Raw genomic sequence first — 17,413 nt, 5'->3', positions numbered from 1 at the left:
GAACCCCCGAGGTCGCTCGATTGCCGGTCCTCCCGCCTCCAGGCGAGAGGGCCGGTGTGTTTTCGTGGGCGCGTCTACGACCTTTGGACCGGCGGACTGTCGTCACGGCGCCACCCGGTGACGTCGGCGGACAAGAGCGTGGCAGGGTGGCTCCCCTAGGCTGAGCGGGTACCGACGACGCAGAGCGTCGGCGCGCCAACTACCCTGTAATGGAGTTCACGCCATGTCTTCACCCGCCAATCGCGGCGTCGTCTTTCGCGGTGCCGGCAAGGTTGCCGTTGAAAGCATCCCGTTCCCCGAGCTGGCCCTGGGCAGCCGTCAGTGTCAGCACGGCGTCATCCTCAAGATTCTGACCACGAATATCTGCGGCAGCGACCAGCACATGGTGCGCGGACGCACCACGGCGCCGGAGGGGCTGGTGCTCGGCCACGAGATTACCGGCGAGGTGATCGAGTGCGGCCGCGACGTGGAGTTCATCAAGAAGGGCGACATCGTCTCCGTGCCGTTCAACGTTGCCTGCGGCCGCTGCCGTAACTGCAAGCGCGGTGACACGCATATCTGTCTCAACGTCAACGAAGAGCGCCCCGGTGGCGCCTACGGCTATGTCGATATGGGCGGCTGGGTCGGTGGCCAGGCCGAGTATGTGATGGTGCCGTACGCGGACTTCCAGCTGCTGGTCTTCCCGGACAAGGAGCAGGCGCTCGAGAAGATTCTCGATCTCACCATGCTGTCCGACATCTTCCCGACCGGGTTCCACGGCTGCGTCACGGCCGGCGTCCAGCCAGGCTCCACGGTCTATATCGCCGGTGCCGGTCCGGTCGGTCTGGCCGCCGCGGTCTCCGCTCAGCTGCTGGGGGCGGCCTGCGTGATCGTCGGCGACATGAACGACAAGCGACTCGACCAGGCCAGAAGCTTCGGCTGTGAAGGGCTGGACCTCAAGCAGGATGCCACCATGTCCGACCTGATCGAGTCCGTGCTCGGCGTGCCGGAGGTAGACTGTGCGGTCGACGCCGTTGGCTTCGAAGCCAACTGCCACGGCCACAACCATGCCCATGAGCAGCCGGCGACGGTCCTCAATGCCGCGATGGAGATCACGCAGGCGGGGGGCAGCGTGGGCATTCCCGGGCTCTACGTCACCGAGGATCCGGGCGCCGAGAGCGAAGAGGCCAAGCACGGCAGCATCGCGATGAAGTTCGGGCTTGGCTGGGCCAAGGCGATGTCGTTCCACACCGGACAGACGCCGGCGATGCGCTATCAGCGTCAGCTGATGCAGGCGATCCTTCACGATCGCGTGCAGATCGGCAAGGCGGTCAACGTGCAGACGATCTCGCTGGACGAGGCGCCGCAGGGCTATGCCGCGTTCGACGGTGGGGCGGCGCAGAAGTTCGTCATCGACCCGCACGGGACGCTCAAGTAATTCAGGGTGATACTGGCGACGTCTCATGGCGTCGCCGGCTGTCGTTTGACTTCTGGCAGGCCGTTTGAATTCTGGCAGGCCGTTTGGCAACGCGGGCGAATGTCGGCGAGAATCGGACGCTTGCCCTTCATGAGTGCCGACCATGTCCGAATCGCTCGACGACCTGCCACGCTGCGCCTGGGCGCGTACCCACTGGTTGAATGCCGACTACCATGATGCGGAGTGGGGCGTACCGGAGTACGACAGCCGGGCGCTGTGGGAAAAGCTGATTCTCGACGGCTTCCAGGCGGGACTCTCCTGGTTGACCATCCTCAAGAAACGCGACGCCTTTCGTGAGGCCTTCGAGGGCTTCGACCCCGAGCGCATTGCCCGGTATGACGATCATGATGTCGAGCGGCTGATGGGCAACGCCGGCATCATTCGCTCGCGGGCCAAGATCGAGGCGACGATCGGCAACGCTCGCGCTTATCTTCGCATGCGCGACAACGGGGAGGATTTCTCCGGCTTCCTGTGGGGGATGGTCGGTGGGCAGCCGATCCAGCGCGACTTCGACAACGACGGCCCCGTCCCCACGCAGACACCGCTCTCCGTCGAGATATCCAAGGCGCTCAAGCGTCGCGGCTTCAAGTTCGCCGGACCGGTCATCGTCTATGCCTGGATGCAGGCGGTCGGCATGGTCAACGATCACGAGCCGAGCTGTCACCGGCGCCAGCCAGTGGCCCGCCTGGGCTGAAACCTGCATGGTGACGTGCCGCACGGGGCCATGATTCCTGCCGTTTCTCGGTTTTTCGCCTCTCGCCTCTTTGTCTCCTCGGCGTCTTTCCTAGCCGGCCGGGGCGCGCTTCTTATCGCTTGCTTCTCAAAGGTGGCGATTGTCTCGTCGTGCGGCTATCGCCGCGTCGGCGTGCCCGACGCCTCGGGCCGTCCACCGCGCCCGGCTGCCTAGCGATCTCTCGACGCCCTCCATGACTCTCGTGTCGCGATTTCTACAGCGATGTCGCAAACACGTCCGAGCGTGACGTCGCCGAACATCATGCCCCCCGGGGCGGGCGATACCATCGCCGAAAATCACCGTTTCGCCGACCGCCGCTGCCGTGGCACAGAGAGGGTATATGCAACGCTATTCCGGTTTCAGCCTGGTCAAGCACGCGCTGAGTCACCATGAGAACTGGCAGCGCCACTGGCGCAATCCCACACCCAAGAAGCGTTACGACGTCATCATCGTCGGCGGTGGTGGCCACGGTCTGGCTACCGCCTGGTATCTGGCGAAAGAGTTCGGCATCACCAATGTCGCGGTGATCGAAAAAGGGTGGCTGGGTGGCGGCAATACCGCGCGCAACACGACGATCGTGCGCTCCAACTATCTGTGGGACGAAGCGGGGCGGCTCTACAACCACTCGCTCGATCTGTGGAAGGGGCTGTCGCAGGATCTCAACTACAACGTGATGTTCTCGCAGCGTGGCGTGCTCAACCTCGCCCACACCCTGCAGGACATGCGCGACGTGCAGCGCCGGGTCAATGCCAACCGCCTTAACGGTATCGACAGCGAAGTGGTGACGCCCGAGCAGATCAAGGAGATCGAGCCGGCGCTGGATACGTCGAAGCGCGCACGCTACCCGATCATGGGCGCTTCCTGGCAGCAGAGCGCCGGTGTCGCCCGGCATGACGCGGTGGCCTGGGGCTTCGCACGTGGCGCTGACTCGCTGGGTGTCGATCTGCTGCAGAATACCGAGGTGACCGGCTTCAAGATCCGCGACGGCCAGATCTACGGTGTGCACACCAATCGCGGCGATATCGAGGCGCAGACGGTGGGTTGCGTGGCGGCGGGCAATTCCGGCGTGCTGGCCAACATGGCCGGGCTGAAGCTGCCGCTGGAGTCGCATCCCCTACAGGCGCTGGTCTCCGAGCCGCTCAAGCCCATTCTCAACACCGTGACCATGTCCAACCATGTCCATGGCTATGCCAGCCAGTCGGACAAGGGCGATCTGGTGATCGGCGCCGGGATCGATGGCTATCTCGGTTATGGGCAGCGTGGCAGCTTCCCCACGGTGGAGCACACGCTGCAGGCGATCGTCGAGATGTTCCCGATGTTCTCGCGAGTGCGCATGAACCGGCAGTGGGGTGGCATCGTCGATACCTGTCCGGATGCCTGTCCGATCCTCTCCAAGACGAAGGTCAAGGGGCTCTATTTCAACTGTGGTTGGGGCACCGGCGGCTTCAAGGCCACGCCGGGCTCCGGGCACGTTTTCGCTGCCAGCCTGGCGAAAGGCGAGATGCATCCGATCGCTGCTCCCTTCTCGATCGACCGATTCCATACCGGCGCACTGATCGACGAGCATGGCGCCGCCGGCGTCGCACACTGAGGAGAGACCATCATGTTCTATATCTTCTGCCCGTACTGCGACGAGCGCCGCGAGGAAGAGGAGTTCCATCCCAGCGGTCAGGCGCATCTGGTGCGTCCGACCGATCCGGAAAGCGTGAGCGATGAAGCGTGGGGCGACTATCTGTTCTTCCGCGACAACCCGCGCGGGATTCACCACGAGATGTGGGTGCACCGACTCGGCTGTCGCAAGTTCTTCAATATCACGCGCGATACCACGACCTACGAGATTCTCGAGACCTATCCCATGGGCGAGCAGCCGACGATCACGGCCGAGACGGCCCGCGTGCGCCGCGAACAAGGGGTACAGACCGCCGATGGCGGCTGGCAGACCGTCGGCGCACAGCCTGAAAACAGCACGCTCAACGAGGAGACGTCGTCATGACCCAGCCCAACCGTCTCAATCAGGGTGGTCGGCTCGACCGTTCGCGGCGGCTGTCGTTCACGTTCAATGGTCAGCAGTACACGGGCTTTGCCGGCGATACGCTGGCCTCGGCGCTGCTGGCCAACGGTGTGGATATCGTCAACCGCAGCTTCAAGTACTCGCGTCCGCGGGGGATTACCGCCGCTGGCCCCGAGGAACCGAACGCGATCATGCAGCTCGGTGCCAGCGAAGCCGCGCAGGTGCCCAACGTTCGGGCGACGCAGCAGGCCCTCTACGATGGTCTGGTGGCGCGCAGCACCAACGGCTGGCCCAGTGTGCAGCGCGATGTGATGAGCTGGGTCGGGCGTCTGGGCGGTCACCTGATGCCGCCGGGCTTCTATTACAAGACCTTCATGGCGCCGGCCTCGATGTGGATGACCTACGAAAAGTGGATCCGCAAGGGCGCCGGTCTCGGGCGTTCGCCCGCCGAGGCCGATCCGGATATCTACGATCATCTCAACCAGCACTGCGACGTTCTGGTGATCGGCGCCGGCCCCGCCGGACTGACGGCGGCGCTTTCGGCCGCGCGTGCCGGGGCTCGCGTGATCCTGTGCGACGAGCAGGAGGAGATGGGAGGCTCGCTGCTGGACAGCCGCGAGTCGATCGATGACGCGCCGGCGGCGGCCTGGGCCGAGCAGACGGTCGCCGAGCTGGCCGGCATGGACAACGTCACGCTGCTACCGCGCACCACGGCCAACGGCTACCACGATCATAACTTCGTCACCCTGCACGAACGACGTACCGAGCACCTGGCCGACACGGCGGCGGCGGCAGGGCGCGACGGCGAGGTGCGCTCGCGCCTGCATCGCGTGCGTGCCGAACGTGTGGTGCTGGCGAGCGGCAGCCACGAACGTCCGCTGGTCTACGCCAACAATGATGTGCCCGGCAACATGGTCGCCGGTGCGATCTCCGTCTACCTTCGCCGCTATGGCGTGGCTCCTGGCCAGAAGCTGGTGCTGAGCACTAACAACGATCATGCCTACCGGGCGGCACTGGACTGGAAAGAGGCTGGCCGCGAGGTGGTCGCCGTGGTCGATTCCCGCGCCAACCCGGACGGCGATCTGGTGAAGCAGGTCCGCGATAGCGGTATTCGCGTCGTGACCGGCAGTGCGGTGATGGAGGCGAGCGGCAGCCAGCGCGTCACCGGTGCCCGGGTCGTGGCGATCGATACCGAACGCTTTGTGGTCACCGGCAAGGTCGAGACGCTGGCCTGCGATACCATCGCCAGTTCCGGCGGCTACAGCCCCGTCGTGCACCTGGCTTCGCACACCGGCAAACGCCCGCAGTGGCGCGACGACCTGCTCGGATTCGTGCCTGGCGAGGTCAAGAGCATGCACTTTGCCGGCGGCGTTCAGGGCGTCTACGCCTTGGGCGAAACGTTGGCCGACGGCGGCCGTGCCGGCGCCGAGGCGGCGCGAGCGGCGGGCTTCGCACAGGCCGAAGCGATCACTCTGCCGAGCGTCGAGGCGCGCCACGAGAGTCCGGCCAGCGCGCTCTATCAGGTGCCGCACGAGAAAACCACGCTGCGCGCTCCCAAGCAGTTCGTCGATCTGCAGAACGATGTCACCGCCGCGGCGGTGGAGCTCGCGACCCGTGAAGGCTTCGAGTCGATCGAGCACGTCAAGCGCTATACGGCGCTCGGCTTCGGCACCGATCAGGGCAAGCTGGGTAATATCAACGGTATGGCTATCGCGGCACGCTGCCTGCATCGCGCCATCCCGGATGTAGGCACGACCGTCTTCCGGCCCAACTACACGCCGGTCAGCTTCGGGGCGATCGTCGGCCGTCACTGCGGCGAGCTGTTCGATCCCGAGCGCTATACCGCGCTGCATCAGTGGCACGTGGAGAATGGCGCCGAGTTCGAGGATGTCGGGCAGTGGAAGCGTCCGTGGTACTACCCCCGCAAAACCGGCGGCAAGACAGAGAGCCTGCACGACGCCGTGGCGCGAGAGTGCCTGGCGGTCCGCGAGAAGGTCGGCATCCTCGACGCGTCGACGCTCGGCAAGATCGATATCCAGGGTCCGGACGCGCGTGAATTCCTTGGCCGCGTCTACACCAACAAGTGGGCCAAGCTGGCGCCGGGCCGCGTGCGCTACGGGCTGATGTGCAAGGACGACGGCATGCTGATGGACGACGGGACCACCAGCTGTCTCGGCGACAACCACTTCCTGATGACCACGACCACGGGCGGGGCGGCGACCGTGCTGGAGTGGCTGGAACTCTGGCATCAGACCGAATGGCCGGAGCTGCAGGTCTACTTCAACTCGGTGACCGATCACTGGGCCACGATGACCGTCACCGGCCCGGAGGCGCGCAAGCTGATGTCGGAAGTCACCGACATCGATCTGGATCGCGAGCAGTTCAAGTTCATGGACTGGAAGCAAGGCAACGTGGCGGGCGTGCCGGCGCGGGTCTTCCGTATCTCCTTCACCGGGGAGCTGGCTTTCGAGATCAACGTCCAGGCCAATTACGCGCTGCATGTCTGGAAGACGCTGTTCGCCCATGGCGAGAAGTATGAACTGACGCCCTACGGCACCGAAACCATGCACGTGCTGCGCGCCGAAAAGGGCCTGATCATCGCCGGTCAGGACACTGATGGCTCGGTGACGCCGGAAGACCTCGGCATGCACTGGGCCGTCGGTTACGACAAGCCATTCTCCTGGATCGGCAAGCGCGCGCTGACTCGTCCGGACACCGCGCGCACGGACCGCAAGCAGCTGGTCGGTCTCAAGCCGAAGGACCCCAAGGTGGTGCTGGAGGAGGGCGCACAGATCGTTCTCGATCCCGCCGAGGCGATCCCGATGACCATGATGGGTCACGTCACATCCAGCTACTACAGCCCGGTGTTGAAGAGCGGCTTCGCGCTGGCGGTGCTCAAGGGCGGGCGCGACCGCATGGGCGAGACCGTCTATCTGCCCATGGCCGATGGCACCACGCACGAGGCCGAAGTGGTGAGTACCGTATTCGTTGATCCCAAGGGGGAGCGTCAGAATGTCTGAAGCCCATTTCGAAGCCAATGGCGGTAACGTCGCCGTTTTCGATACGCATCCGAGCGAGGTGATCGCTGCCGAATCGCCGCTGCACTGGAGTCGCGAGCGCGGCCTTGTCGACGACGTGGCCGGGCATGACGGTGACGTGAAGGTCGTCGAACGCCCCTTTCTCGGTCATCTGATTCTGCGTGGTGGTGCCATCACGCTCGACGAAGCGGTGCGCGCCGAGCTGGGCATCAGCCTGCCGGGCAAGCCGCTGGGGCTCAACGTCGATGCCGACGGCAGCCGTTCGGTGCAGTGGCTGTCGCCCGACGAGTGGTTGGTGATCGTTCCCGGTGGCGAGGAGTTCGAGCTGGAGAACCGCCTGCGCGAGCATCTGGGTGATGCGCACTTCGCCATCGTCAACGTCAGCGGTGGCCAGACTCTGGTCGAGCTCTCCGGCGACAAGGCTCGCGAGCTGCTGATGAAGTCGGTGACCTACGATGTGCACAGCCACGGTCTGCCGGTGGGCAAGGCGGTCGGCACCGTGTTCGCCAAGACCAGCGTGGTCCTGCGCCGGCCAAACGAGACCGGTTTCGAACTCGTCATCAGGCGCAGCTTCGCCGACTACTGCGTTCGCTGGCTGCTGGATGCCGGGCGTGAATACGGTTTACGTGTCGAATCTCCCTCTTCCCGATGATCGCCCGCCACCGCTGCGGCGGTGGCTCTCCTGGCTGGAGCCTCCATGCAAACTGATAACAACAGGCACCCCGATAACGACAGCTGGATTCTGGCTGCCCAGTGCCCGAGCCGGTTGGGCACGGTGGATGTCGTCACGCGCTTTCTGAAGGAGCAGAGCTGTTACATCACGGAGCTGCACTCCTTCGACGATTATCGCGGTGGGCGTTTCTTCATCCGGGCCGCCTTTCGCCCCGAGCTGGGCGACTTCACCGAAGCGGCTTTCCGCGAGCACTTCGAGGCTCGCGCGGCCGAGTTTGGCATGACCTTCGAGTTGATGGCTCCCGGGACGCGCCTGCCGGTCGTGATCATGGTCTCCAAGGCGGATCACTGCCTCAACGACCTGCTCTACCGTTACCGTACCGGACAGCTGGCGATCGATGTCCGCGCCATCGTCTCCAACCACCCCGATCTGGAGCCGCTGGCGAGCTGGCATGGCCTGCCATATCACTATCTGCCGATCACGGCGGAAACCAAGCCGCAGCAGGAAGCGGCCGTCAGGCAGGTGGTGGAAGAGAGCGGCGCTGAGCTGGTGATCCTGGCGCGTTACATGCAGGTGCTCTCTCCGCAGCTGTGTCACGACTTTGCCGGACGCGCGATCAATATCCATCACTCGCTGCTGCCGGGCTTCAAGGGCGCCAAGCCTTATCACCAGGCCTACGAGAAGGGCGTCAAGCTGGTCGGCGCGACAGCGCATTACATCAACGACGACCTCGACGAGGGGCCGATTATCGCTCAGGGCGTGGAAGCGGTGGATCATGCGCACTACCCCGAGGATCTGGTTGCCAGGGGGCGCGATATCGAGTGTCTGACGCTGGCGCGCGCGGTGCGCTATCACCAGCAAAAGCGGGTCTTCTTGCACGCCGGTCGGACCGTGGTGCTCTCGGGGTAAGAAAGGCTTTACGCGTATCGGGTGACGCCGGCTGGCGAGTGCTTGCTTCGCGGCTGGCATCACGCCACAATGCGCGCAGCACGGAAGGGGAGTATCCCGCGAGCCGGTTCTCGAAATCGCCTCGACCGTGACGTCGTCAGCACGGGCCATATGCCCCGGCGTCATGGGTCGCTTCGTCAACGGAGCGATGGGAGAGACTTTCGGTGACGTTCACCGTCTACCGGAGGTTTCCCCATGCATGTCCCTATCTGGGTCTGGCTAGCGACTGTCGCTGGCATTGCCGCCCTGTTTGTCTTCGACTTTTTCGCTCACGTGCGCAAGCCGCACGATCCGACCTTCAAGGAAGCGGCCTGGTGGTCGGTCTTCTTCATCGCCATTGCGCTGGTCTTCGGGGCGGGGCTCTGGTGGGTCTGGGGCGCACAACACGGCGCCGAGTACTTCGCGGGCTTCATCACCGAGAAGAGCCTGTCGGTCGATAACCTCTTCGTCTTCCTGATCATCATGGCCAAGTTTGCGGTGCCGCGAGCCTATCAGCAGAAAGCGCTGCTGATCGGGATCGTGATCGCGCTGATCCTGCGGGGTCTGTTCATCGCCGTCGGCGCCGCCGCCATCGCCCAGTTCAGCTGGGTGTTCTATCTGTTCGGGTTGTTTCTGCTCTACACCGCGATCCAGCTGGTCCGTGAAGGCACCGGAGGGCATGACGAGACCGAGGAGTACGAGCCCAACGCCATGGTGCGCTGGATTCAGCGGCGGCTGCCGGCCACCGACGAGTTCGATCGGGATCGGTTGTTCACCGTCCAGAATGGCAAGCGACTGGCGACGCCGCTGCTCATGGTCGTGGTCGCGCTCGGCATGACCGACGTGCTGTTCGCGCTCGACTCCATCCCGGCGATCTACGGGTTGACCAAGGAGCCCTATATTGTCTTTACCACCAACGCCTTCGCGCTGCTGGGGCTGCTGCAGCTCTATTTCCTGCTCGGCGGACTGCTGTCGCGGCTGGTCTACCTGAGTCTCGGACTCTCCTTCATTCTCGCCTTCATCGGCGTCAAGCTGATCATTGAAGCGATGCACACCAACAGCCTGCCGTTCATCAACGGTGGTCAGCCGCTGCATCTGGTGCCGGAGATTCCGATCTGGCTATCGATGACGATCATCCTGGGTACGCTGGTCGTGACCACGGTGGCCAGTCTGATCAAGAGTCGTCGGCTGCAGCAGCCTTCCGAGTCCCGCTAGCGGCGTTGCCGTAGAGGCGATGCAGCAGGCCGCGCAGGTCGGCCATGGGCATCGCCTGTTTCGGCCCGGGAGGGATCATGCCGGGCCGAAAGCCGGCGTCTCGAAAGCCTTCGAGTAGTGTCGGATCGCCGCTGATGACGTGCAGAGGGACGTCGCGCCCCGGATTGTCGCCGACGATGGCGGGGGCCGCCTGGTGGTCGCCGAGCACCATCAGCAGGGTCTGTGCGTCGACATGCGCGGTCGCGAAAGCGCCGGCGGCCTGCAGGGCATAGTCGATGGCCGGTGCGTAGTTATCACGCATCGCCTGTGCGTTCTGCCAGAGCGAGGCGTAGTCGTCGCCGACACCGCGCCAGCGCTCGAAGGCCGCGCCGTCGTCCAGCGGCGTGTCGGCGTCGATCAGCTCGATAACCGGGGACCAGGGCGCGTGACTGGAGAGCGTCGCCAGTTCGGTAAAGGTCGGCCGGTCGTGGGCGGCGAGGGCGTAGTCCTGCACGCGTTGCCAGGTGAACTGGTCGGGCATGCTGGCCCAGCCAAGTCGAGGGCCGCGATAGTGCATGCGGTCGGCGGTACGAATCTCGTCATAGCCGTAGCGTCGGCCCTCCGGCCAGTCGCGCAGAATCCCGGGCATGATAGCGGTGGTGATGTGGCCGGTCGCCTCGAAGTCGTCGATCAGGGTCGAGCGCCGGCTATCGAGCATCAGCTCGAAGCGCAGTTGGGAAGTGACCGGCAGGCCGCTCAAAAAGGTGGCATGGTTGAGCCATGACTGACCGCCCAGAGTAGCGGCGGTGATGCGACCGGTGACCACCGACATGCCGGCGTCCGAGAGTTGCTGCGCGAGCGTGTCGAGTCGCGGGCGGATCTCGGCGGCGAAAGGGGCGCGTTCGATTGCGGCGACGCCGTAGGATTCGATGAAGCCGACGATCACGTCGCGGTTCGCCAGTCCGGGCAGGGGACGGCTGTCGACGGGGGCGTTCTCGAGCAGCCTACCGAAGCTGGCAAGGGCGCGCCGCGTCTCCAGCGCGCGGTCCCACTCGAAAGCCACGAAACCGACCGCCGGTTGGCCGAACCGGTCGGCCCAGCCATCACTGCCGCCGGGAACCGCTTCCAGACGAGCGATGCCAGCGGCGCTGAGTAGGGCCAGCAGCACACCCACCGGCCAGGGAACCGCGCGACGATGCACGTCGCGCAGCAGTGAGTTCAGCGCTTGCGCGGTCGTCAGCAGCGCAAGCCCCAGTGCCACCAGTCCGACGATCGTCAACGTGAGCCCGAGATTGGCGACCAGCAGCTCGATCAGGATCGGCAACAGCCCGAGATCGGTATAGAGATTGAGCGAACGCCCCTGCATTCGCTGCATCAAGGCATCGCCGATGGCGCAGAGAACCAGGATGACCGCGAACAGGGAGACGGCGCCGGTGAGCGCTCGATGCCCCCGAAAGGGCGGCAGCATGGCCAGCACGCCCAGGGTCAACGAGGCTTCCAGGGCAACCCAGTGGTGGGGCGGAAAACCTGCCCAGACAAACTCCGGCGAGAGCAGCAGGACGTCGAGCAGCAGGAAGGCCAGCAGCAAGCGCCAGTACCAGGCTCGCGGGGGTGAAGCGATCATGTCTCGTCCTTGAGCCATTGCGTGAAATCGCCTCAGCATAGCACCGCGAGGCGCCATGATCTTGGTGCCAGCGGGCATCGTCCGGGATGCCGCGTTAGACTATGCGTCAGTCACGGATCTTGGTCCGGCCTATTCCCTCAGGAGCCCATTGCCATGTCTTCACAGGAAGAACTGATCATCGAGCCCGCCAGTGGCGAGGCGAAAGCCTGCGTCATTCTGCTTCACGGTCTGGGCGCGGATGGTCACGATTTCGAGCCGCTGGTGCCGGCCTTGAACCTGCCGGAGGCGCTCGGCGTGCGCTTCGTGCTGCCGCATGCGCCCAAGCTGCCGGTGACGATCAATGGCGGCATGACAATGCCGGCCTGGTACGACATTCTCGAGGCCAATCTTTCGCGGCGGGTCGATGAGGCCCAGCTGCGCGCGTCGGCGCGTCGGGTACAGGCGCTGGTCGAGGCGCAAGTCGCGGCCGGCATCGACAGCCGCCGGATCGTGATAGCCGGTTTTTCCCAGGGCGGGGCGGTGGCTTACGAGGCGGCACTCTCCTGTGAGCGTCCCCTTGCCGGACTACTGGCGCTGTCGACCTATTTCGCCACCGCCGAGGACATTGTGCTGGCCGAGGCCAACCGGCAGCTACCGATCGAAGTTCACCACGGTACGCAGGACCCGGTGGTGCCCGAGGCGCTGGGGCGTGAGGGTGCCTCGCGTGCCGAAGCCTTCGGTTATCCGGTCAACTACCGCACTTACGACATGGGGCACAGTCTCTGCCCCGAGCAGGCTGCGGATATCTCGGCCTGGCTGGCGCGCCATCTGGAAGGCCCGGGCGAGCCATGAACAGTATGGACGATATCGACGGCGGCGCCGATCAGCGACTCTCGAGTCCCGCGGCTCGACGCAATCGCCAGCCCATTCTGGAGATACTCGAGGCGGCGCTGCCGCCGACGGGGACGGTGCTCGAGATCGCCAGCGGCAGTGGCGAACACGCCATTCACTTCGCCGCCGCGCTATCACGGCTCGAATGGCAGCCGAGCGATCCCAGCGAGTTGGCTCGTCAGTCGATCGCAGCGTGGCGAAAAGAGGCGGGGCTGGCCAATCTGCGGGCCCCGTTGGCGCTCGACGTGACCGGCCGCTGGCCCGCCATCGACAACCTCGCCGCGGTGGTCTGTATCAACCTGCTGCATATCTCGCCCTGGTCGGCCAGCGAGGCACTGTTTGCCGAGGCCGGCCGTGCGCTACCACGCGGTGGCAAGCTTGTGGTCTACGGACCTTTCAAGCGCGGCGGTCAGCACACGGCTGCAAGCAATGCGCAGTTCGATGCCGATCTGCGTGCGCGTGATCCCGGCTGGGGCATCCGCGATCTGGAGCGAATCGAGGCATTGGCGGTGGCCAATGATCTGGATCGCGAACAGATTCACGCCTTGCCGGCCAACAATCTCTGCGTGGTCTGGCGTCGCGGCTGAGCGGCAGGGCTCGTCAACTCAGCTACACTGAGCGATAACACCACTGACCATTCCCGACGGCCGACAAGGAGTAACGCCGTGTCTGATTTTTCCGAAGAATTTCGCATGCCCAAGAGTTGCCCTAACTGCGGCAATCACATGATGAAGGTTTCCCAGGAGAAGAACGCCGACGACGGCGTTTTCTGTGCCTCCTGCAATACGGAAGTGTGCAGTTGGGCGGATGCCGAGCAGATTCTCGCCGAGACACCGCGTAGTGAGGCGGAGCAACTGATCGAGGACGTCAAGAATAACAAACGACCCACGGATGACGACGTTTGAACGGGCGGTGATTTCTGGCTGAAACCAATGCCCCGGCCGATAGGCCGGGGCATTTGCCGTTGCGTATGTGGATGTCGATAGTGCAATCGCGAGTCGATCCGCTAGAGCAGCTCCTCGGCGGCAAGCGCCAATCGCGAGCGCTCGACGCTCTTGAGAGTAATATGGCCGGCGTGGGGCCAGTTGCGGAACCGCTCCACCACGGCCGCCATGCCGCAGGTGTTGGCGGTGAGATAGGGGGTATCGATCTGCCCCACGTTGCCTAGACAGATGATCTTGGTGTTGCGCCCGGCCCGGGTGATCAACGACTTGAGCTGCTTGGGCGTGAAATTCTGCGCTTCGTCGATGATCAGCAGCGTATCGTTGAGCGTCCGCCCGCGCATGAAAGTCGGTGAGCGGATCTGCACGCGTGAGCCGATCAGCTGGCGCGTGGCGCCGTCGTTCCAGCTCGACGAACCCTCCCGTTCGTCGCGCAGCAAGTTGTCCATGTTGTCGTGGAAGGCGCCCATCCACGGCGACATCTTCTCCTCCTCGGTACCGGGCAGGAAGCCGATGTCCTCGCCCATGGGGACCGGTGCCCGGGTAAACACGATGCGCTCGAATCGCTTGCCGTCCAGCGTCTGCTGGAAGGCCGCCGCCAGCGTCATGAAGGTCTTGCCCGTGCCGGCGCTGCCGGCGATGGTGAGGATGTCTATCTCCGGGTCCATCAGCAGATTGAGTGCGAAATTCTGGCGACTGTCGTGAGCGTGAACGCCCCAGACGCCATCGTGATGCCGATAGTTGGTGAGCAGTTGAAGCGTGGCCCGGTTCGGTCCGTGGCTACGCACGATGGCCTCGAACTCGGCGCCGTTCTCGCTATCGGAGACCAGCATGCCGAGGTGCCACTCCTGGGGTATCTGTCCTTCCAGATGGTAGAGCGTCTGGCCGTCGCTGCGTTCGACCATGACGTCGACGTCGAGCGATTCCCACAGGCTGTGACCGTCGCGGCCCGCGCCGGTGTAGATGCGGGCGCCTTCGATCATGGCATCGCGATCGTCGAAGACCCGGTCGTTAAGGTAATCCTCGACCGGTACCTCGAGCGCGGCGGCCTTGACGCGCAGATTGATGTCCTTGGTGACCAGGATGACCGAGGCGTCGCGGCGCTCATCGCGCAGACGACAGGTCTCGGTCAGAATGCGGTTGTCCGGTGACTGTTCGAGCGATTCCGGTACGCTCAGGTCGCGATAGCAGAGGAAGCGGAGCCGACCGGCCTGGCCGCCGTCGACACGCGGGATGGGAATGCCTTGCTGGATCTCTTCGGGGGTAACGTTGGTGGTCAGGTCGGAAAGGGTGCGGCTGATCTGGCGCGCGGTTCGCGCGATCTCGCGCATGCCGTTCTTGTGCTTGTCCAGTTCCTCGAGCACGGTCATGGGGATCACGACGTCATGCTCGTCGAATTGATAGAGGGCTGCGGGGTCGTGGATCAGGACGTTGGTGTCCAGTACGTAGAGCCTGTTCGCTTTCTTGTCGATTCGCACCATCGGCAAAAGCACTCCTGTGAGTTCAAGGCTACTCGACCCTGACAGAGCGCCGTGACAGATCGATGTCGCGGGCCTCACTCCATCAGCGCCACGTTGCGTGTCGAACGTGTAGGCGGTGTCGGCGTCACCTCCCTGATGGTAGGAATGATCTTCAGAATGATCCTGTCGGCGCGAAAACGCTACCCCCTTGATGTGCCGATGACCCTAAATATTGCGCACGGCAAGAGGCAGGCGCGCGTGCCAGGCACGAGCGCTACGGGAGCCGGGCACGAAAAAGCCCCGCCAGGGCGGGGCTTTTCGGGGACGCCGGAGTGATGCCGCTCAGGAGTTATCGTCGTCGTTACGCTCGTTGCTGTCGGTGCGTGCGATCGCCGGTTCGTTGCCGCCACGGGTATCGAGCTTGGCAAGCAACTCTTCGGACTCTCGCTGGAAAGCGGCGAGCGCTTCCCCGGTCAGGCTCTGCGATTCCGGCAGCTTGACGCGCATGGCGTCGACCTGGTGGTTGTTGACCAGGACCTCGTAGTGCAGGTGCGGGCCGGTCACTCGCCCGGTACTGCCGGACAGGGCGATTTCCTGCCCCATCGTGACGTGGTCGCCGGGGCTGACCAGCGATCGGCTCAGATGCAGGTAGCGAGTCACGTAGCCGTTGGGGTGACGAATCACGATATAGCGGCCGGCGAGCGGATGGTTGACCACACGCTCGACCACGCCGTCGGCCGGGGCATCGATCGGCGTGCCGGTGCGCATCGCGAAGTCGGTGCCCTTGTGCGGACTGATACGACCGGTCACCGGATGGTGACGACGCAGGTTGAACGACGAGCTGATCCGATAGTGACCCTCGAACGGGTAGCGATTGAAGGCCGGATCTAGGCTGTTGCCGTCGGGCGTATAGAAGTGGTCGTCGGCGCTATTGCGTACGACCGTCAGGTCCATTCGCTGACCTTCGTATTGCGCCGCGAGAATCTTCGAGTCCATCGACTGGCCGTCGATCATGTCGGACTCGACGACGACCTGGAAGTGGTCGCCGGCACGAGCATTGCGACGGAAATCGAGCTTCTTGGAGAGGAGCTGCGTCAGCTCGGCTACTTCCGCATTCGACAACCCGGTCGATTGGGCAGACAGCGCGAAGGAGCCATTGACCGTGCCGCTGAAGACGCGCTGCGTTGCCTCGCCGGTCCGTTCGATGGGCGAGTAGGCGAAGTCTTCGCTCTCGTTGTCGCGCTGGATGAGGTAGCCCTCGCGAGGGTTCTTCATCAGACGCAGCGCGATCAACTGACCGTTCTCGTCGAGCTGGTAGTCGAAACTGCGACCCACGCGCCAGCGGGTCAGCACCTTGCTGTCGGGCACGGTATCGAGAATCTGCATCACCGCGGGGTAATCCAGTCCCAGCGTGCGCTCCGCCGTTCTCGCGAATGAATCGCCGCCCTGAATGGTGTAGCTCTGCCACTCTGGCACGTAGTTCTCGCGCGAGGCGATCTCGTCGCCGAGTTCAGGATCTCCGTCGATCGGCAGTCCGCTATCCAGCACCCAATCCTCGTAGGAGGTGCCGCCGATGTCGCCATCTTCATTCGTGGCGCTACGGCTGGGAATCTGCAGCGCCAGGCGCAATGCCTCGGCGTTCAGGCTCGGCTTAATGGGGGCCGCAAAGGCCGTGGCGGGGGCGGCCTCTTCGACCGACGCCTCGTCGGCGCGAGCCTGGGGAATGATGTCGACGTCCATGATATCCAGCGGCTGCAGTTGCGCCAGTGGCATATCGAGTGAGACCCGGTTGCCGGTCTCGGCGGGATCATTGTCCGCTGCGGCATTGACGAGTGACTGGGAAACGGTCGCGGTCACGACGGTTGTCTGCGATGGAGCATCTCCGGCATCGCCGAAAACGCCGATGATCTTTTGCGCGCCCAGCACGGTAACCATGGTGGCGACCGGCAATAACAGGATCTTGTGCGTGCGGGGCAGCGAATGGAAGATTCGCAACATGAAAGTGGTGGCCCGAAAGAAAAAGATGACAGAGGTAAATGAAAGGCTCGAGAACCTTACCCCAAGGAAGTATTAATTGCCTAGTCTGTGTTTATATCCAGTGCATAAAGGCACGCCATCCGGGCAACTGACCGGTTTGTGCCTCGATGCTTTCAAAGGCCGAGAATGCGCCTTGTCAATACGGATGCTAGGCTTTTTGCACCTTCATGGTGCGTTTAAAAGTCGCACTTTTTGCAAGATTGACGCGCTGTAAAACCGTTGTACGAGTTTCGTAACCGACACCGGTTTACGGTTTTCGACGCGCATGATCCCCAACAATGGAGGCATTGTCCCTGTCGATCGCGAACAGGGCCGCGCGCGGGTCTCGCAATCTGTGCCGACGGTCCTGCCGAGCTTACGTCGCGTTGCCGAGACCAAAGCGTCGAAAAGCCACTTTTCATGGCAGTATTATCCCGGTTATCGAACGGCGGTGGCCATTTCGAAAGGAG

General features: G+C 63.9%; 14 protein-coding genes. 11 read left to right on the top strand and 3 right to left on the bottom strand.

What is annotated here, in order from left to right; translation table 11 throughout:
* Positions 1-223 precede the first annotated feature (223 nt).
* From fdhA to MC381_RS15535, 8 genes are all read left to right on the top strand, one after another.
* Positions 224-1,417, top strand: coding sequence for a formaldehyde dehydrogenase, glutathione-independent (gene fdhA / locus MC381_RS15570; RefSeq protein WP_251978677.1), 1,194 nt, complete (start codon positions 224-226; stop codon positions 1,415-1,417).
* 142 nt (positions 1,418-1,559) lie between these two features.
* Positions 1,560-2,150, top strand: a complete 591-nt coding sequence (locus MC381_RS15565) for a DNA-3-methyladenine glycosylase I (RefSeq protein ID WP_251978676.1) — start codon at positions 1,560-1,562, stop codon at positions 2,148-2,150.
* Positions 2,151-2,529: 379 nt separating this feature from the next.
* Entirely contained in the window at positions 2,530-3,780 is a 1,251-nt protein-coding gene (locus MC381_RS15560; protein ID WP_251978675.1) for a sarcosine oxidase subunit beta family protein, read from the top strand.
* Between the two features lie 12 nt (positions 3,781-3,792).
* Entirely contained in the window at positions 3,793-4,182 is a 390-nt protein-coding gene (locus MC381_RS15555) for a sarcosine oxidase subunit delta (protein ID WP_251978674.1), read from the top strand.
* A complete protein-coding gene (locus tag MC381_RS15550) occupies positions 4,179-7,220 on the top strand; it encodes a sarcosine oxidase subunit alpha family protein (RefSeq protein WP_251978673.1) in 3,042 nt (1,013 codons plus the stop codon). Before MC381_RS15555 ends, MC381_RS15550 begins: the two co-directional genes overlap by 4 nt.
* Positions 7,213-7,890 carry a sarcosine oxidase subunit gamma gene (locus tag MC381_RS15545; protein ID WP_251978672.1) on the top strand — a complete coding sequence of 226 codons (678 nt, stop codon included), beginning with the start codon at positions 7,213-7,215 and terminating at the stop codon, positions 7,888-7,890. Before MC381_RS15550 ends, MC381_RS15545 begins: the two co-directional genes overlap by 8 nt.
* Positions 7,891-7,935: 45 nt before the next feature.
* The gene (gene purU / locus MC381_RS15540; protein ID WP_251978671.1) at positions 7,936-8,820 is read left to right on the top strand and encodes a formyltetrahydrofolate deformylase; all 885 of its coding nucleotides are present in this window, start codon (positions 7,936-7,938) and stop codon (positions 8,818-8,820) included.
* A 234-nt stretch (positions 8,821-9,054) separates the two neighbouring features.
* Positions 9,055-10,053 carry a TerC family protein gene (locus tag MC381_RS15535; protein WP_251978670.1) on the top strand — a complete coding sequence of 333 codons (999 nt, stop codon included), beginning with the start codon at positions 9,055-9,057 and terminating at the stop codon, positions 10,051-10,053.
* On the opposite strand, the gene MC381_RS15530 is transcribed toward MC381_RS15535, so the two are convergent.
* Positions 10,013-11,656 (bottom strand): alkaline phosphatase family protein, encoded by a 1,644-nt coding sequence (locus MC381_RS15530; RefSeq protein WP_251978669.1) that lies wholly within the window; start codon positions 11,654-11,656, stop codon positions 10,013-10,015. The two genes, MC381_RS15535 and MC381_RS15530, sit on opposite strands and share 41 nt — an antisense overlap.
* 153 nt (positions 11,657-11,809) lie before the next feature.
* On the opposite strand from MC381_RS15530, the gene MC381_RS15525 reads away from it, so the two are divergent.
* From MC381_RS15525 to MC381_RS15515, 3 genes are all read left to right on the top strand, one after another.
* Positions 11,810-12,487 (top strand): alpha/beta hydrolase, encoded by a 678-nt coding sequence (locus MC381_RS15525; protein ID WP_251978668.1) that lies wholly within the window; start codon positions 11,810-11,812, stop codon positions 12,485-12,487.
* Entirely contained in the window at positions 12,484-13,113 is a 630-nt protein-coding gene (locus tag MC381_RS15520) for a DUF938 domain-containing protein (protein ID WP_251978667.1), read from the top strand. Before MC381_RS15525 ends, MC381_RS15520 begins: the two co-directional genes overlap by 4 nt.
* 78 nt (positions 13,114-13,191) lie before the next feature.
* On the top strand, positions 13,192-13,431 hold the full coding sequence (locus MC381_RS15515) for a hypothetical protein (protein WP_251978666.1): 240 nt from the start codon (positions 13,192-13,194) through the stop codon (positions 13,429-13,431).
* 101 nt (positions 13,432-13,532) lie between these two features.
* Here MC381_RS15515 and MC381_RS15510 read toward each other — a convergent pair whose 3' ends face one another.
* Together MC381_RS15510 and MC381_RS15505 are read right to left on the bottom strand one after the other, a co-directional pair.
* Positions 13,533-14,948 carry a PhoH family protein gene (locus MC381_RS15510; protein WP_251978665.1) on the bottom strand — a complete coding sequence of 472 codons (1,416 nt, stop codon included), beginning with the start codon at positions 14,946-14,948 and terminating at the stop codon, positions 13,533-13,535.
* A 321-nt stretch (positions 14,949-15,269) separates the two neighbouring features.
* Entirely contained in the window at positions 15,270-16,925 is a 1,656-nt protein-coding gene (locus tag MC381_RS15505; RefSeq protein ID WP_251978664.1) for a peptidoglycan DD-metalloendopeptidase family protein, read from the bottom strand.
* Positions 16,926-17,413 lie beyond the last annotated feature (488 nt).

It is taken from the genome of Salinicola avicenniae (assembly GCF_023736115.1).
GTDB classification, from domain to species: domain Bacteria; phylum Pseudomonadota; class Gammaproteobacteria; order Pseudomonadales; family Halomonadaceae; genus Salinicola; species Salinicola avicenniae.
The sequence above is the reverse complement of the archived record's forward strand: the minus strand, read 5'-3'. Positions and strand labels throughout refer to the sequence as shown.

What these genes read in the sequence shown, in the direction of transcription:
- fdhA (WP_251978677.1), top strand. Translation starts at nt 224, where the DNA reads ATGTCTTCACCCGCCAATCGCGGCGTCGTCTTTCGCGGTGCCGGCAAG.
- MC381_RS15565 (WP_251978676.1), top strand. Translation starts at nt 1,560, where the DNA reads ATGTCCGAATCGCTCGACGACCTGCCACGCTGCGCCTGGGCGCGTACC.
- MC381_RS15560 (WP_251978675.1), top strand. Translation starts at nt 2,530, where the DNA reads ATGCAACGCTATTCCGGTTTCAGCCTGGTCAAGCACGCGCTGAGTCAC.
- MC381_RS15555 (WP_251978674.1), top strand. Translation starts at nt 3,793, where the DNA reads ATGTTCTATATCTTCTGCCCGTACTGCGACGAGCGCCGCGAGGAAGAG.
- MC381_RS15550 (WP_251978673.1), top strand. Translation starts at nt 4,179, where the DNA reads ATGACCCAGCCCAACCGTCTCAATCAGGGTGGTCGGCTCGACCGTTCG.
- MC381_RS15545 (WP_251978672.1), top strand. Translation starts at nt 7,213, where the DNA reads ATGTCTGAAGCCCATTTCGAAGCCAATGGCGGTAACGTCGCCGTTTTC.
- purU (WP_251978671.1), top strand. Translation starts at nt 7,936, where the DNA reads ATGCAAACTGATAACAACAGGCACCCCGATAACGACAGCTGGATTCTG.
- MC381_RS15535 (WP_251978670.1), top strand. Translation starts at nt 9,055, where the DNA reads ATGCATGTCCCTATCTGGGTCTGGCTAGCGACTGTCGCTGGCATTGCC.
- MC381_RS15530 (WP_251978669.1), bottom strand. Translation starts at nt 11,656, where the DNA reads ATGATCGCTTCACCCCCGCGAGCCTGGTACTGGCGCTTGCTGCTGGCC.
- MC381_RS15525 (WP_251978668.1), top strand. Translation starts at nt 11,810, where the DNA reads ATGTCTTCACAGGAAGAACTGATCATCGAGCCCGCCAGTGGCGAGGCG.
- MC381_RS15520 (WP_251978667.1), top strand. Translation starts at nt 12,484, where the DNA reads ATGAACAGTATGGACGATATCGACGGCGGCGCCGATCAGCGACTCTCG.
- MC381_RS15510 (WP_251978665.1), bottom strand. Translation starts at nt 14,948, where the DNA reads ATGGTGCGAATCGACAAGAAAGCGAACAGGCTCTACGTACTGGACACC.
- MC381_RS15505 (WP_251978664.1), bottom strand. Translation starts at nt 16,925, where the DNA reads ATGTTGCGAATCTTCCATTCGCTGCCCCGCACGCACAAGATCCTGTTA.